Annotated in this window: 15 protein-coding genes; 10 read left to right on the top strand and 5 right to left on the bottom strand. The window is 61.5% G+C overall.

What is annotated here, in order from left to right; translation table 11 throughout:
* Nucleotides 1–5: 5 nt before the first annotated feature.
* Nucleotides 6–758 carry a thioesterase II family protein gene (locus BT199_RS01465; protein ID WP_072433716.1) on the bottom strand — a complete coding sequence of 251 codons (753 nt, stop codon included), beginning with the start codon at nt 756–758 and terminating at the stop codon, nt 6–8.
* Between the two features lie 301 nt (nt 759–1,059).
* Here BT199_RS01465 and BT199_RS01460 point away from each other — a divergent pair, with 301 nt between their 5' ends.
* The gene (locus BT199_RS01460; RefSeq protein WP_032904207.1) at nt 1,060–1,611 is read left to right on the top strand and encodes an RNA polymerase factor sigma-70; all 552 of its coding nucleotides are present in this window, start codon (nt 1,060–1,062) and stop codon (nt 1,609–1,611) included.
* Between the two features lie 433 nt (nt 1,612–2,044).
* Here BT199_RS01460 and BT199_RS01455 read toward each other — a convergent pair whose 3' ends face one another.
* Entirely contained in the window at nt 2,045–2,833 is a 789-nt protein-coding gene (locus BT199_RS01455; protein ID WP_072433715.1) for a substrate-binding periplasmic protein, read from the bottom strand.
* Between the two features lie 92 nt (nt 2,834–2,925).
* Nucleotides 2,926–3,549 carry a TetR/AcrR family transcriptional regulator gene (locus BT199_RS01450; protein ID WP_072433714.1) on the bottom strand — a complete coding sequence of 208 codons (624 nt, stop codon included), beginning with the start codon at nt 3,547–3,549 and terminating at the stop codon, nt 2,926–2,928.
* 153 nt (nt 3,550–3,702) lie between these two features.
* On the opposite strand from BT199_RS01450, the gene BT199_RS01445 reads away from it, so the two are divergent.
* The 8 genes from BT199_RS01445 (at nt 3,703) to BT199_RS01410 (ending at nt 13,088) form a co-directional block, all read left to right on the top strand.
* The gene (locus BT199_RS01445) at nt 3,703–5,481 is read left to right on the top strand and encodes an acyclic terpene utilization AtuA family protein (RefSeq protein WP_072433713.1); all 1,779 of its coding nucleotides are present in this window, start codon (nt 3,703–3,705) and stop codon (nt 5,479–5,481) included.
* A 12-nt stretch (nt 5,482–5,493) separates the two neighbouring features.
* Nucleotides 5,494–6,366 carry an SDR family oxidoreductase gene (locus tag BT199_RS01440; RefSeq protein ID WP_072433712.1) on the top strand — a complete coding sequence of 291 codons (873 nt, stop codon included), beginning with the start codon at nt 5,494–5,496 and terminating at the stop codon, nt 6,364–6,366.
* 4 nt (nt 6,367–6,370) lie between these two features.
* A complete protein-coding gene (gene atuC, locus BT199_RS01435) occupies nt 6,371–7,984 on the top strand; it encodes a geranyl-CoA carboxylase subunit beta (RefSeq protein WP_072433711.1) in 1,614 nt (537 codons plus the stop codon).
* A 93-nt stretch (nt 7,985–8,077) separates the two neighbouring features.
* Nucleotides 8,078–9,235 carry a citronellyl-CoA dehydrogenase gene (atuD, locus tag BT199_RS01430; protein WP_038451036.1) on the top strand — a complete coding sequence of 386 codons (1,158 nt, stop codon included), beginning with the start codon at nt 8,078–8,080 and terminating at the stop codon, nt 9,233–9,235.
* A complete protein-coding gene (locus tag BT199_RS01425; protein WP_072433710.1) occupies nt 9,232–9,993 on the top strand; it encodes an enoyl-CoA hydratase-related protein in 762 nt (253 codons plus the stop codon). The genes atuD and BT199_RS01425 overlap by 4 nt, the downstream gene beginning before the upstream one ends.
* 111 nt (nt 9,994–10,104) lie before the next feature.
* Nucleotides 10,105–11,988, top strand: coding sequence for an acetyl-CoA carboxylase biotin carboxylase subunit (locus tag BT199_RS01420; RefSeq protein ID WP_072433709.1), 1,884 nt, complete (start codon nt 10,105–10,107; stop codon nt 11,986–11,988).
* Nucleotides 11,989–12,062: 74 nt separating this feature from the next.
* Nucleotides 12,063–12,605: a 3'-5' exonuclease gene (locus tag BT199_RS01415; protein WP_014719323.1), complete on the top strand. Its 543-nt coding sequence runs from the start codon at nt 12,063–12,065 to the stop codon at nt 12,603–12,605.
* 198 nt (nt 12,606–12,803) lie between these two features.
* Nucleotides 12,804–13,088, top strand: a complete 285-nt coding sequence (locus BT199_RS01410) for a pyrimidine/purine nucleoside phosphorylase (RefSeq protein ID WP_072433708.1) — start codon at nt 12,804–12,806, stop codon at nt 13,086–13,088.
* A 49-nt stretch (nt 13,089–13,137) separates the two neighbouring features.
* Here the strand turns inward: BT199_RS01410 and BT199_RS01405 are convergent, their stop codons facing one another.
* Together BT199_RS01405 and BT199_RS01400 are read right to left on the bottom strand one after the other, a co-directional pair.
* Entirely contained in the window at nt 13,138–13,944 is an 807-nt protein-coding gene (locus BT199_RS01405) for an MOSC domain-containing protein (protein ID WP_014719325.1), read from the bottom strand.
* A 38-nt stretch (nt 13,945–13,982) separates the two neighbouring features.
* Nucleotides 13,983–14,918 carry a chemotaxis protein CheV gene (locus BT199_RS01400; protein WP_003192887.1) on the bottom strand — a complete coding sequence of 312 codons (936 nt, stop codon included), beginning with the start codon at nt 14,916–14,918 and terminating at the stop codon, nt 13,983–13,985.
* Between the two features lie 548 nt (nt 14,919–15,466).
* Here BT199_RS01400 and BT199_RS01395 point away from each other — a divergent pair.
* Nucleotides 15,467–15,913 (top strand): hypothetical protein, encoded by a 447-nt coding sequence (locus BT199_RS01395; protein ID WP_014719326.1) that lies wholly within the window; start codon nt 15,467–15,469, stop codon nt 15,911–15,913.
* The last annotated feature ends 101 nt before the right edge of the window (nt 15,914–16,014 follow it).

The following is a 16,014-nucleotide window of genomic DNA, read 5'->3' as shown; positions in this document are numbered from 1 at the left end:
GGGGTTCAGCCGGCGGCGAGCTGCCGCGCCGCGCCAATGCGCCAGCGCGCCAAGTGCTCGTCGGCATAGCGACGCACGCAGCGCAGCACGGCGCTTTCGTGCTGCACGAGGAAGAAGTGATGGCCGTCAAACATGTCCAGGGAAAACCCACTGGCAGCGTCGAGTTGCCAGTCGAGCAACTGGTCGGCACGCACGCTGTCCTGCTTGCCACCGAACACATGGATCGGCAGCGCCAGGGGCTGGCGCTCCCCATAGGTGAAACTGCCGCACAGCAGAAAATCGGCGCGCAGGATCGGCAACATCAGTTGCATCAGCTCGGGGTTGGCCAGGGCTTCTTCGGCGGTGCCTTGCAATTGCCGCAGGCGGGCAATCAGTTGGGCATCGGTCTTTTCGACGGCGTACTCACTCACATCACGACGCGCCGGGCCCGCCGTGCCGGACGCGAACAACGCCAGGGGCGCAGGCAGATTGCGCGCGCTCAAAGCGTGAGCCAATTCAAACGCCAACAGCCCGCCAAGGCTGTGGCCGAACAAGGCATAGGGGCCATCCAGATCACGGCTGATTTCTTCAGCAAGCTGCGCGGCCAAGGCCTTGATATCGCGCTGCAATGGCTCGTCCATGCGCATGCCGCGTCCCGGCAATTCCAGCGGGCACACTTGCAGCCAGTCCGGCAGCACCCGGCGCCAGCGAGAGTAGACCGAGGCGCTGGCGCCTGAGTGGGGCAGGCAAAACAGGCGCAGCCGCAGGGACGTACTCATCCCGCGAGGACTCCGAACTGAAACACGCTGAATGCACGATAAAAACCCATCTGGTCCTCCTGCGGGTGCTGATCCTTGGCCGTTGTACTAACGAACCTGTCACCCATGAGAACGGACGGAGCCTTCAAATAATTAGTCGCCGGGGGCGAGCGAGACGTGGTTCACACCTTTGCCCAAGGCATAAGATTAGTTCGTCTTCTCATTTGACAATCATTATCATTAAGCATAATTTGTTGCCCGATATGTAGGAGGCCTCAGCAGGGATGCCCTCCCCTAACCTATTCGCAGCAAGGTGATTTCCATGACGGAACAAGTATCCACAGGCAGGTGCGATTCACCCCTTCTCCAGGCGTTCGTCGACAATCGACTGATTTTGGTGAAGATCGCGGCCCGTATCACCGGGTGCCGCTCCCGCGCCGAAGACGTGGTGCAGGACGCCTACTTCCGGCTGCAGTCGGCGCCGACCATCACCTCATCGTTCAAGGCCCAACTGAGTTATCTGTTCCAGATCGTGCGCAACCTGGCGATCGATCATTACCGCAAGCAGGCCCTGGAGCTCAAATACTCCGGGACCGAAGAGGAAGGCTTGAATGTGGTTATTCACGGCGCTTCACCGGAAACCTCGCACATCAATTTCAACACCCTGGAAAACATCGCCGACGCCCTGACGCAGTTGCCCCAGCGTACCCGCTACGCGTTCGAGATGTACCGCTTGCATGGCGTGCCGCAAAAAGACATCGCCAAGGAGCTTGGGGTGTCGCCGACCTTGGTGAACTTTATGATTCGCGATGCGCTGGTGCATTGCCGCAAGGTGTCGGGCAGTCATAGCGATACGTTTGCGCGGCGTGTTTAATGCAGCGCCGACATATGTGGGTAAGGGCTCCACGGAAACTACGATGCGAAGCGAGCCGCTCTTGATCTTGATCTGCTTGTGATCTTGATCTGGCTTTTGATCTTAGGCGCCCCGTTAAACCACGCTGGCGGATTACGGGCACACCGAGCCTAGGCGAAGTGCCGAGTGGTGGGGCAAGAGCGTTTTGCTTACTTTTGCGCTTTTCAAAAGTGGGCCGCTGTAAAAGCGGAACCCTAAGTAGCCGTTACCGCAGGAATGGATATGTACACGGTCCAACTGTGTTGACTGTCAGGCCGTCTTCGCAGGCAAGCCAGCTCCCACATTGGATCGCGGGGCATCAGTTATATCTGTGTCGGCTGTCAGGCCGCCATCGCAGGCAAGCCAGCTCCCACAGTTGATCCCACTGAGCCCGAAGGATTTATTCACAAAGACCTCAGGGCACCGGCGTCACATCAATACGATACGGCTCAAAAATCTTCAGCATCTGGCCACTGTCGCGCAGACGCTTGAGCAGTTCGGCAAACGCCGGACCAGTGATCGGTGCCTTGGGCCGCAACAACGCATAGTGGTGATACACCTGGTCAATACGCTCCGACACCAAAAACTGCCCCGCCATGTCTGCGTTGCGCACCATGAAATCACTCAGGTACGAACGGGTAACCAGCGCAATATCCGCACGCCCACGGGCAACCATCAGCAGGTTACTGTCATGGGAATAGGTCAACGTCGCGTTGAAACGCTCGGCCATGTTCTTGGGATCGGGATTGAAGTCGGCGAAGGCATAGTGATACCCGCTGAATACCGCCAGGCGCTTGCCGCTGAGGTCGGCGAAGTAGCTCTGGTCACGCCCGGGTTGGCGCTGGGCAACGAAGATTTCCGCATCTTCCAGCCCCATATCAACACTGGTATGGGCAATATTCTGCCAACCCCAGGACGGGTTTTCGAAGATCGCCATGTCGACCCGGCCTTGCTCGAAGTCACGAAAACGTCGGGGGATCGAGGTAGGCACCACCACGAACAAGTAATCGGTTTGCGCAGCGTTCAACGCTTCGACCAATTGCGGCAGCAACCCGGTGTCGGCGCCTTGTTCAGGGCGCACGGTATAGGGCGGAAAATGCGCCGCGCCGACTCTCACCAACTGCGCGGCACCGGCCTGCGTCCACGCGGCGGTGCCCAGTGCCCATAAAGTAAGTCCTGCAGCCAGCCGCCATGGCGAAAACATCGAGGCACACACCGTTGAAGAGTTCAATGCCGATAAGCTAGGCGTTTTTACTGGGGGAGACAACTTTCGCCAGCAAATTAATAACTTGCGCCTCAGTCCGACTTCAGCACCATCAACAAGGCCTCTTCGGCCAACTCCTCAAGGGTCAGGCTGCCTTGGGCACGAAACCAGGTGGTGGTCCAGGATAAGGCCCCGGTGAGGAAGCGCCGGGTAATAAACACATCGCCCCGGATGTAGCCAGCGGCCTTGGCCTCGCCCAGTACCTGCAACCAGATCTGCTCATACACGTCACGCAGGGCCAGCACGTGCGCCTGGCCTTCGGCCGACAGCGAGCGCCATTCGTAGACCAGCACCGCCATGGACTCGCCACTGCCGCCCATGATCGACTGCAACTCGCAGCGGATCAGCGCCAGCACGCGTTCGCGCACCGTGCTCGCCTCCTCCAGTGAAGCGCGCATCATCGCGGTGTTGTAATGGATGGTTTCCTCCATCACGGCACGCAATATCTCATCCTTGCTCTTGAAGTGATGAAAGATGCTGCCGGACTGGATGCCCACGGCGCTGGCCAGATCTCGCACGGTGGTGCGCTCGAAACCCTTGTTGCGAAACAGATGAGCCGCGGTTTGCAGCAACTTGCCGCGGGCGCTCTCGGGGTCGGTCAATTGGCCACTGTCGACCATGGTGCGCATCACCCCCAGGGCTTTGTGCTCATCCATGCTGCTCTCCTTCACGTCTACTGTCGTCTTGGCCGGCAATTTAGGCCGTGACTGCCACCCAAGCAAGCGCTTGGGTAAAACTTGTGACTGGAGTTTACAAACCAAGCGCTTGCTTGGTAGTCTCGGCACCAGCCCTTGGAGGAAGGATTTCTCATGAGCAAGACGGTACGTATCGGCTGCGCCAGCGCCTTCTGGGGCGACACCTGCACCGCCGCCGCCCAATTGGTGCAGGGCGGTGCCTTGGATTACCTGGTGTTCGATTACCTGGCGGAAGTCACCCTGTCGATCCTCGCCGGTGCCCGCCTGAAAGACCCCAAGGCCGGTTACGCCACGGATTTTGTCGAGGTGCTGACACCCCTGCTGGCGGATATCCAGCGCCAGGGCATCCGGGTGATCAGCAATGCCGGTGGTATCAACCCCCAAGCCTGCGCCGCCGCCCTGCAAGCGGCCTGCGATAACGCCCACACCCCGCTGAAAATCGCCGTGTTGCTCGGCGATGACCTGCACCCTCAACTCAAACAGCTGCCACCTGTCACCGACCTGTACAACGGCGCCCCACTGCCGCCTCTGTGCGTGTCCGCCAACGCCTACCTCGGCGCACCGGGCATTGCCCAGGCTCTGGGGCTCGGCGCTGATATTGTCATCACCGGCCGGGTGGTCGACAGCGCAGTGGTCAGCGCGGCACTGGTGCATGAATTCAATTGGTCATGGCAGGACTACGATCACCTGGCCCAGGCCGCCCTGGCCGGGCATATCATCGAATGCGGTGCCCAATGCACCGGCGGAAACTTCACCGACTGGCGTGACGTGCCCGACTACGAACACATCGGCTTCCCTATCGTCGAAGTCAGCGCCGACGGCCAGTTCACCGTCAACAAGGTCGAAGGCAGCGGGGGGCTGATCAGCGAACTCAGCGTGGCCGAACAACTGCTGTATGAAATCGGTGACCCGCGCGCCTATGTGCTGCCGGACGTGATCTGCGATTTCAGCCAGGTCAAACTGCAGCAACAAGGCAAACACGCGGTGCGCCTGCACGGCGCCAAGGGCCTGCCACCCACCGACCAGTACAAGGTCAGCGCCACCTACCCCGATGGCTTTCGCTGCACCGCCAGTTGCCTGCTCGCTGGCATCGACGCGGTGGCCAAGGCCGAGCGGGTCAGCCAGGCGCTCATCAACAAGACTTCGGAGCTGTTCAGCCAGCGCGGCTGGGCGCCCTACACCGACGTCAACATCGAACTGCTCGGCAGCGAAGCCACCTACGGCGCCCACGCCCGGCGTGCGGATTGCCGTGAAGTGGTGGTGAAGCTGGCGGTGCGGCACCCGAGCAAGCAGGCACTGGTGCTGTTCGCCCGCGAGATCGCCCAGGCGGCAACCGGCATGGCACCGGGGCTGACCGGCATTGTGGGCGGGCGACCGACGGTGTATCCGCTGATTCGGCTGTTTTCGTTCCTGGTCGACAAATCACGGTGTAACGTCGCCATCGAGTACCAAGGCCAACGTCATGCCGTCGAGTTGCCCGCCTCCGCGCCTCTGCTCACTCCGGCTGTGCCCATCGAGCCGGCCAAGCCCCAGGGCCGTGCCGACGCCAGCGTACCGCTGGTGAAACTCGCCGTGGCGCGCTCAGGTGACAAGGGCAACCACAGCAATATCGGCGTGATCGCTCGCCACCCTGACTACCTGCCGTGGATCGCCGAAGCCCTGACCCCGGAGGTAATCGTCGACTGGATGGACCACGTGCTCGACCCGATCCATGGCCGCGTCGAACGCTGGTATTTGCCCGGCAGCCACAGCCTGAATTTCCTGCTGGAGAATGCCCTGGGCGGCGGCGGTATCGCCAGCCTGCGCATCGACCCGCAAGGCAAAGCCTTCGCTCAGCAACTGCTGGAAATCCCCATCGCCGTGCCGCAACACATTGCCGACCAACTCACCTAAAGGACCGTCGCCGTGGCCTTCGACTCGATCTTCAAAGCCGACCTGTTCAAGGGGCAAACCGTGATTGTCACCGGAGGCGGCAGTGGCATTGGCCGCTGCACCGCCCATGAGCTGGCGGCCCTTGGTGCCTGCGTGATCCTGGTGGGGCGCAAGCCAGAAAAACTGCAGAAGGTCGCGGCGGAAATTGCTGAAGATGGCGGCATGGCCCATTGGCATGCCTGTGACATTCGTGAGGAAGAGGCGGTGAAAGCGCTGGTCACGCAGATCCTGCACGACCACGGCCCCATCCATGGCCTGGTGAATAACGCGGGCGGCCAATACCCGTCGCCACTGGCGGCGATCAATCAGAAGGGCTTTGAAACCGTACTGCGCACCAACCTGGTGGGCGGTTTCCTGATGGCGCGGGAAGTGTTCAACCAGTCGATGAGCAAGCACGGTGGCGCGATCGTCAACATGCTCGCCGACATGTGGGGCGGCATGCCCGGCATGGGCCACTCCGGCGCGGCGCGCTCCGGCATGGACAACTTCACCAAGACCGCCGCGTTTGAGTGGGGCTATGCCGGGGTGCGCGTCAACGCCGTGGCGCCTGGCTGGATTGCCTCCAGCGGCATGGACACCTACGAAGGCGCGTTCAAGGCGGTGATTCCCACCCTGCGTGAGCATGTGCCGCTCAAGCGCATCGGCACCGAGTCGGAAGTCAGCGCGGCCATCGTCTTCCTGCTCAGCCCGGCTGCGGCCTTTATCAGCGGTAGCACCCTGCGCATCGACGGCGCCGCGAGCCTGGGCAGCCGCGCATGGCCGCTGCACAAGGCGCAGGCGCCAAGCGAGCCGTTCAATGGGTTCCATCGCGCTTATCTGCCGGATGTGCTCAAGGCGGAGCAATAACGCCATGCCAGTCATTGAAACCCTGATCGACCCTGACAGCCCAGCATTCGCGCAAAACCGTGAAGCCATGCTGGCGTCCATCGCCCAACTGCGCCAACTGGAACACGCCCTGCTGGCCAAGGCCCAGGAAGCCAAGCCCAAGTTCGACAAGCGCGGCCAATTGCTGCCCCGTGAGCGCCTCAACCTGCTGCTGGACCCCGGCGCGCCGTTCCTGGAGCTGGCCAGCCTGGCCGGCTACAAACTCCACGACGACAAGGACGGCAGCGCCGCCGGTGGCGGGCTGATCGCCGGCATCGGCTATGTCAGCGGCGTGCGCATGCTGGTGGTGGCCAACAACAGCGCGATCAAGGGCGGCACCATTTCCCCTTCCGGGCTGAAGAAATCCCTGCGCCTGCAACAGATCGCCATGGAAAACAAACTGCCGGTGGTGACCCTCGCCGAAAGCGGTGGCGCCAACCTCAACTATGCCGCCGAGATTTTCGTCGAAGGCGCGCGCAGCTTTGCCAACCAGGCCCGCATGTCCGCCATGGGCTTGCCGCAGGTTACCGTGGTGCACGGCTCGGCCACGGCCGGCGGTGCGTATCAGCCGGGCCTGTCGGATTACGTGGTGGTGGTGCGCGGCAAGGCCAAGCTGTTCCTCGCCGGGCCACCGTTGCTCAAGGCCGCCACTGGCGAAGTCGCCACCGATGAAGAACTGGGGGGTGCGCAGATGCACGCGCAAACCGCCGGCACCGCTGAGTACCTGGCCCAAGACGATGCCGACGGCGTGCGCATCGTGCGTGAAATTGTGGGCCTGCTGCCCTGGAATGATCGCTTGCCGCACGCACCACAACGCGCTTATCGCGAACCGCTGTATCCGATTGAAGAGCTGTTGGGGCTGATCCCCGATGACCCGAAAAAACCCTACGACGTGCGCGAGATCCTGGCGCGCCTGGCTGACGGTTCCAACCTGCTGGAATTCAAGGGCGAGTTCGACCCCCACACCGTCTGTGCCCATCTGCATATCCAGGGGCGCGCCGTGGGAGTGATCGGCAATAACGGCCCCATCACGCCGAAGGGCGCGAGCAAAGCCGCGCAGTTTATCCAGCTGTGCGACCAAAGCCGCACGCCGCTGCTGTTTTTGCACAACACCACCGGCTTCATGGTGGGCACCGAGTCGGAACAGCAAGGGGTAATCAAGCACGGCGCGAAGATGATCCAGGCGGTGGCCAATGCCCGGGTGCCTAAACTCACCATCGTGGTCGGTGGCTCCTACGGTGCCGGCAACTACGCAATGTGCGGCCGCGGCCTGGACCCGCGCTTTATCTTCGCCTGGCCCAACAGCCGCACGGCAGTGATGGGCGGCGCACAGGCCGGTAAGGTGCTGCGCATTGTCACCGAGGCCAAGCAACTCAAGGATGGCCTGGTGCCCGACCCCAAGGTGCTCGACATGCTCGAACAGGTCACCGCGCAGAAGCTCGACAGCCAGTCCACCGCCCTCTACGGCAGCGCCAACCTGTGGGACGACGGGCTGATTGATCCACGGGACACCCGCACCTTGCTCGGTTTTTTGCTGGATATCTGTCACGAAGCCGAACTGCGGCAACTGCAACCGAACACCTTCGGCGTAGCGCGCTGATCGTTCCCACGCTCCACGTGGGTGATCGTTCCCACGCTCCGCGTGGGAATGCAAACCAGGACGCTCCGCGTCCCAACAGGGAGAACAATAAAAATGATCTTCACCCAGGAACACCAGGAACTGCGCCGCACCGTGCGCGCCTTCGTCGACCGCGAGATCAACCCGCACGTGGATGAATGGGAAAAAGCCGGACGCTTTCCCATTCACGAGATCTTCCGCAAGGCCGGCGACCTCGGCCTGCTGGGCATTTCCAAACCGGAAAAATTCGGCGGCATGGGCCTGGACTACAGCTATTCCATCATCGCCGCCGAAGAGTTCGGCACCATCCGCTGCGGCGGCATCCCCATGTCCATTGGTGTGCAGACCGATATGTGCACCCCGGCCCTGGCGCGCTTCGGCTCCGATGAACTGCGCGAAGAGTTCCTGCGCCCGGCCATCAGCGGCGAACAGGTCGGCTGCATCGGTGTCTCGGAAACCGGTGCCGGCTCCGACGTGGCCGGGCTCAAGACCCATGCGCGCAAGGATGGCGACGACTATGTGATCAATGGCAGCAAGATGTGGATCACCAATTCGCCCAGCGCCGACTTCATCTGCCTGCTCGCCAACACCTCGGACGACAAGCCGCATATCAACAAATCCCTGATCATGGTGCCGATGAACAGCCCCGGCATCAGCGTCAGCCCGCCGTTGGAAAAACTCGGCATGCACAGCTCCGAGACCGCCCAGGTGTTTTTCGACGACGTGCGCGTGCCGCAACGCAACCGCATCGGCCACGAAGGCGCGGGCTTCATGATGCAGATGTTGCAGTTCCAGGAGGAACGCCTGTTTGGCGCGGCCAATATGATCAAGGGCCTGGAGTACTGCATCGACAGCACCATCGAATACTGCAAGGAGCGCCAGACCTTCGGCAAGGCGTTGATCGACAACCAGGTGATCCACTTTCGCCTGGCGGAACTGGCCACCGAAATCGAATGCCTGCGCGCCTTGGTCTACCAGGCCACCGAGCAATACATCAAAGGCCAGGACGTCACGCGGCTGGCCTCCATGGCCAAGCTCAAGGCCGGGCGCCTGGGCCGTGAGGTCAGCGACAGTTGCCTGCAATATTGGGGCGGCATGGGCTTCATGTGGGACAACCCGGTGGCCCGCGCCTATCGCGACGTGCGCCTGGTGTCGATTGGCGGCGGTGCCGACGAAATCATGCTGGGCATCATCTGCAAACTGATGGGCACCCTGCCCGGTAAAAAGCCATGAACACCTTGCTGCTCGAAGCCCACAACGGCGTGCTCCACGTCACCCTCAACCGGCCTGAATGCCGCAATGCGATGAGCCTTGAAATGGTCAAGGAGCTACGTACGGTACTGGCGCAGTTGGACAGCCAGGTGCGCGCCGTGGTGATCAGCGGCGCGGGCGGGCATTTTTGCGCGGGGGCCGATGTGAAGGATCTGGTCGGCGCGGGGGATCAACTGCAAGCGTTGAACCGCGCGTTTGGGACCTTGCTGCAAGAGGTGGAGGCGCTGGCGCAGGTGGTGATCGTGGTGCTGCAAGGCGCGGTGCTGGGCGGTGGGGTCGGGCTGGCGTGCGTGAGTGATATTGCGATTGCACAGGGCCAGGCGCAATTCGGCTTGCCGGAAACCCGCCTGGGCTTATTGCCGGCGCAGATTGCGCCCTTTGTAGTCAAGCGTATTGGCCTTACTCACACGCGGCGCCTGGCGCTGACGGCGGCGCGGTTTGATGGGGTGGAGGCTGGGCGGCTGGGTGTGGTGCATTTTGTCGAGCACGACGCCCAGGCATTGGCGCAGCGGGTGGATGAGGTCTTGGGGCAGGTGTTGCAGTGCGCGCCGGGGGCAAATGCGCGAACCAAAGCCTTGTTGTTGGCCAGTGTGGATGAGCCCCTTGAGACCGTGCTGGATCGCGGGGCGCAGTGGTTTGCCGAGGCGGTGAGGAGTGAGGAAGGGGTTGAGGGGACGCAGGCGTTTGTGCAGAAGCGAAAGCCGAGTTGGTGCAAATGACGCCTTCGCGAGCAAGCCCGCTCCCACATTTGAAATGCATTCCAACCTGTGGGAGCGGGCTTGCTCGCGAAGAGGCCAGAACAAACACCCCATCAGCCAAGGGATAACCCAATGCCCGCATTCAGCAAGATCCTGATCGCCAACCGCGGCGAAATCGCCTGCCGCATCCAGCGCACTGCCCAGGCCCTCGGCTACCGCACCGTGGCCGTGTACAGCGACGCGGATACCGACGCCCTGCACGTGCAGATGGCCGATGAAGCCGTACACATCGGCCCGGCGCCCGTCCACCAGTCCTACCTGAACACAGAGGCCATCCTCGCCGCCGCCCAGCTGACCGGCGCCGACGCCATTCACCCCGGCTACGGTTTCCTCTCGGAAAACCCCGACTTCGCCCGCGCCTGCCAGCAGGCCACTCTCACCTTCATCGGCCCCAGCGTCGAGGCGATCGAACTGATGGGCAGCAAACGCCTGGCTAAACTCGCCATGCTCGACGCCGGCGTACCTTGCATCGCCGGCTACCAAGGCAGTGCCCAGGACGATGCCACCCTGCAACAGGAAGCCGAACGCATCGGCTTCCCACTGATGATCAAGGCCAGCGCCGGTGGCGGTGGGCGTGGCATGCGCCTGGTGCATCAGCGCGAACAGCTGCTGGAGCAACTGCGCACCGCACGCTCGGAAGCCATGAATGCGTTCGGCAGCGACGAGCTGATCCTCGAACAGGCGCTGATCGACCCGCGCCACGTGGAAGTGCAACTGTTCGGCGACAGCCATGGCAACCTCATCTACCTCGGCGAGCGCGACTGTTCGATCCAGCGCCGCCATCAGAAAGTCATTGAAGAAGCGCCCTGCTCCGTGATGACGGCCGATCTGCGCCAGGCCATGGGCGAAGCCGCGCTCAAGGCCGGGCGGGCGGTGAACTATGTAGGTGCCGGCACCGTGGAGTTTCTGCTCGACCGCAACGGCCAGTTTTATTTCCTGGAAATGAACACGCGCCTGCAAGTCGAACACCCCGTCACCGAGATGATTACCGGCCTCGACCTGGTGGACTGGCAGTTGCAGATCGCCGCCGGCCAACCGCTGCCACTCACCCAATCACAGGTGACCCTGACCGGCCACGCCATGGAAGTGCGCCTGTACGCCGAAGACCCGGCCCAGGGTTTCCTGCCGCAAACCGGTGACGTGTTGCGTTGGGAACCAGCCCCCGGCGTACGCATCGACCATGGATTGCTTGAAGGCCAAACCGTCAGCCCGTTCTACGACCCAATGCTGGGCAAGATCATCGCCCACGGCGCCAGCCGCGAAGAAGCCCGGCGAAAACTGCTGCGGGCCGTGGAAGACAGTGTATTACTGGGGGTAGCGACCAATCAGCGCTTGCTCATCGACCTGCTCAAGCACCCGGACTTTATCAACGGCGACTTCAGCACGGGCTTGATCGCCGAACACTTCAGCGTCATCTCACAGCAGACGGCGACCGCTGAACAGCTCTCGCTGGCCGCCGCGCTGTTTTATCAACACAGCGCCAACCAGCACCCCCAAACACTCGCGCGCTGGCGCAACACGGCGAGTGTCCCCGCCACGTACCGCCTGGAGGTCAACGGCCAACTCCACAGTGTCAGCGTTGACGACCTGCAACTCACCACCGACGGCCGCCACGCCAGCCTGGTCATCAAAGGTATCCGCCGCCGCATCGCCTATCACCTGGACGGCAACCGGCTATGGCTGCCAGGGCTGACCGTCACCGACCGCACCCAGCAAGTCGCCAGCCGCCAGGCCGACGCCAGCAGCGGTACGGTCCAGGCGCCCATGGACGGCGCCATCGTCAATATACGGGTGTGCGTCGGTGAGGCCGTCAGCAAAGGCCAACTGTTGCTGGTGCTCGAAGCGATGAAAATGGAGCACCCGTTGAAGGCCGGCATCGATGGCACCGTCAAGGAGATGCGCGTCATGACGGGCGATCAGGTGCGCAACCGTCAGGTTTTGCTGGAGATCGAATAACGCCCCTAGGCGGAACTACAGGGCCGGGCTACGCTCTATCCCCATCAGGAAGGGACGAGTACGGGAACCTGCACATGCCTCATTGGCTGATTATTGACCTTGAAGCCACAACGGATGACGGCGGCTGGCCCGTGACGGAGATGGAAGTCATCGAGATCGGTGCCAGCCTGGTCAACCGCCAGGGCCGCGAACTGGACCACTTCCAGCGCTTTGTGCGGCCCTTGCGCCGGCCATTGCTGACACCCTTTTGCCGCAAACTCACCCATATCACCCAGGCCAATATCGACATGGCCGCGCCGATCACCGAGGTGTGGCCGCTGTTCGAGCGCTGGCTGGGCCAACATCAGCCACGCCTGGAAGGCTGGGCCAGCTGGGGTGACTATGATCGCGTGCAGCTTGAGCTGGAGTGGCAGCGCCATGGCCTCTCCAGCGCCTTGGGCGACACGCCGCATGTGAACCTCAAGCAACGCTTTGCCAAGGCCCGGCGCCTGGACAAGCCGCTGGGGCTCAATGGTGCGCTGCAATTGGCCGGAATGCAGTTCAATGGCCAGCAGCATCGCGCCCTGGAGGATGCACGCAACACCGCGCGCCTGCTGCCACTGATTTTGCCGGTCTAGGCAGCGCTTGCAGCCTTGGGCATACTGGCCAGCCAATTTCCGTTGATGCTGCCCACCTGTAGGAGCGAGCTTGCTCGCGAAGGTCGCCAACGATAACGCAGCGCCTCAGCTTTAACGCGGTGTTCTCAGGTTTTTCGCGAGCAAGCTGGCTCCTACAGTGGTTGGCGTAAGTCTTGACCTTTTTCCGAGGATTCACCCATGTTCAAAGTCAACGAGTACTTCGACGGCACCGTCAAGTCGATCGCTTTCGGCACCGCAGAAGGGCCGGCGACCATCGGCGTGATGGCTCCGGGTGAATACGAATTCGGCACCGCCCAACGTGAAATCATGCACGTGGTCTCCGGCGCCCTGACCGTGAAGCTGCCTGATAGCAGCGACTGGGAAACCTTCGCTGCCGGCAGCCAGTTCCACGTACCGGCCAACAGCAAGTTCAAATTGAAGGTTGCGGTGGACACCGCCTACCTGTGTGAATACCGCGGCTAAGCGGTACCCGGCACACAAAAAAGCCCGTCTCCCACCAGACGGGCTTTTTTTATTCCAACACCGTTACCGGCATGCCGACTTCCAGGCGCCCGATGCCATCGTTGACCAGGTTCTGGCCGAACATCGCGCCCTTTTCGGTCTTGCGGTAGGTTTCCAGTGTCGTGAAGGGCTCGCGATCGGGGCTGCGCTCACCGGTCTGGGGGTCGATGGTGGTGAGGATGCACCGCGAACACGGCTTGACCACCCGAAACTCCATATCGCCGATGCGCAAGCGCTTCCAGCCGTCTTCGGCGAAGGCCTCGGCGCCTTCGATGACCAGGTTGGGACGAAAACGCAGCATCTCCATCGGGCGGCCGATCTTTACACACAAGTCGTCGAGGGAGCCCTGGCCGATCAACAGCAACGGGTAGCCGTCAGCGAAGCCGACCTTGTCGTCATCCTTGCCATAACCGGCTTCGGTGGTGCGCGCACGTTCCAGGGGCAGTTGCACCAGGCGCGTCGGCTTGCCAATGAACGCGCTGACCCAGGCCGCGGCCTCATCGCCAGCATCCGGCACGCGCAGAGTGTCACGCCAAATGGTCACACCGCGCAGTTCGCTGGCGCTGCCCGGCAACGCTACATCCAGCGGCGCGTAGCCCGGCGAGCTCAGGGTGAGGCCCCCGCTGCTGTTCCATAACGCCGAGAGCTGGCTCATCTTCGCCACGGCCCGCTGCGTCAGGAACCGCCCGCTGGCTTCATCCACCAGCATCCAGCGTCGATCCCCGTCCAACCCGAGTTTATCCAGCCCAATCTGCTGCAAAGTTTCGGCCTTGCCGGACTTCAAGGGGTAACGGTACAACGCGCTGAGACGCAGCATGGGCCTGCCTTCCTAGGAAACAAAGTGTCATCCTAAAGTCAGGCGGGCATTTCGTCCAACATCAGTCGCTGGCGCACCACGTCCACCAGCTTGTCCGGCTGGAATTTGGAGAGGAAATTGTCGCAGCCGACCTTCTTGACCATCGAATCATTGAAGCTGCCCGACAGCGAGGTGTGCATCACCACGTACAGACCGCGCAGGCGTGGGTCGTTGCGGATCTCGGTGGTGAGGCGGTAGCCATCCATCTCGGGCATTTCAGCGTCGGTAAAGATCATCAGCAGTTTGTCGGTCATGACCTGGCCACTGTCAGCCCAGGCCTTGAGCATGTTCAGTGCCTTGAGGCCGTCGCTGGCAATGTGCATCTTCACACCCAACTGGCCCAGGGTGTCACGCAGCTGCGACAACGCCACGTTGGAGTCATCCACCAGCAGCACTTCGCGGCCACGGGCACGCTCCAGCACCGGGTCTTCAAGTTTGTCCCGGGAGACCTTGGCGTTGTAGGGCACGATCTCGGCGAGGACTTTTTCCACGTCGATGATTTCCACCAGTTGCTCATCGACCTTGCTGATGGCGGTGAGGTAGTGCTGGCGACCGGCGCTGGTCGGCGGCGGCAGGATGGCTTCCCAGTTCATGTTGACGATGCGGTCGACGCCGCCCACCAGGAACGCCTGCACCGAGCGGTTGTACTCGGTGACGATAATGGTGCTGTTGGGGCCCGGCACCAGAGGCCGCATACCGATGGCCTGGGACAGGTCGATCACCGGCAGGGTCTGGCCACGCAGGTTGACCACCCCGCACACGAACGGGTGGCGCTGGGGCATCAGGGTCAGCTTGGGCAACTGCAGCACTTCCTGCACTTTGAACACGTTGATCGCGAACAACTGCCGTCCGAAGAGGCGGAACATGAGAATTTCCAGGCGATTCTCACCCACCAATTGCGTGCGTTGATCTACCGTGTCGAGAATGCCGGCCATTAAAAGCTCCTGGTGTACACGCCGCAGGCGCGTTGAAAGGGTGTGCAACTGTATAAGCACGTTATCGGCGGCAAGCGCCGGACCTTGACCCGAATAAAATGCCATGTAAATCCATTGATGTCACACTGACATCATGCTTTACTGCCTAGGCCCCTGATGCTCTTTCAAGCCGCCTTGCGCGACAGTCGAATTGACGTGCAGTTCCACCACATAGGGGATTCCCCTATGCGCAATCAGGCCCAACCTGATATTCGCGATATCTAATAGCCATTAATGTGACGCCATTCTCATTGCATGAATGGAGTCAGGCTTTTGTTTGCCATCCCCAGCCCTTGGCCCACGGGCCTTTCAGGCACTCACGTATCGGCAACTGAAGTCGTGTCATCCCGTACAACCGGGGCTACATACGACTTTCGTGAGCACTTCGCTAAACGTCCTACTGGATTATCAGAATCGACCTACAAGTCCGAGCCGTATTTCAGCGCTAGTTTTACGTCATTCACCCGGTGCGACATCTCATCATCCGACCCTACGTTGCGGAGACCTGCATGATGAACGACGGTAACGAGTGGCAATCTGCACTTCCCGAGTTCCTGCACGAGGCTGAAAAGCTGCTGATCAGGTCAGAAGAGTGCTTGAACCACCTGCATTTGATTCGAAACGACAGTGACGCTATCGACTGCATGAAAGCCAGCCTGAACAAGCTCGCCGAGAGCGCAGACTGTCTCGCATTGCAGGCCATTAGCGAGTTCTCTCGGCAGATTCAATACTTGATTGCCAATGCCGTGAGCCCGGTGCAATTGCATGACCAGGCGCTGCATGCCTTGCATGACTGCTTGACGCTACTGGCCTGGCAACTGGAACTGATCGATATCCGTACTGGCAAGCTTAGTCTGGATGAAGAAGAGCAATCGTCGCTGATTGAGGCGGTCAGCTTGCAGATCCCGCAAAAAGCCCCCCAATACACTCCGCAGCATGATCGGCGCGCACAATAAATATCAATTAGCTATCAATGCAATAACGATACAAACCAACTTTGTTAATACAACTTTCCATGTTGAACTCTGGGGTGCCTGCCCAGAGTATTCGCGTGGGC

This window comes from Pseudomonas sp. NFR02 (assembly GCF_900119375.1).
Taxonomy (GTDB): Bacteria; Pseudomonadota; Gammaproteobacteria; order Pseudomonadales; family Pseudomonadaceae; genus Aquipseudomonas; species Aquipseudomonas paracarnis.
Note: the sequence above shows the minus strand (reverse complement) of the source record. Positions and strands in the feature narration are given on the sequence as shown.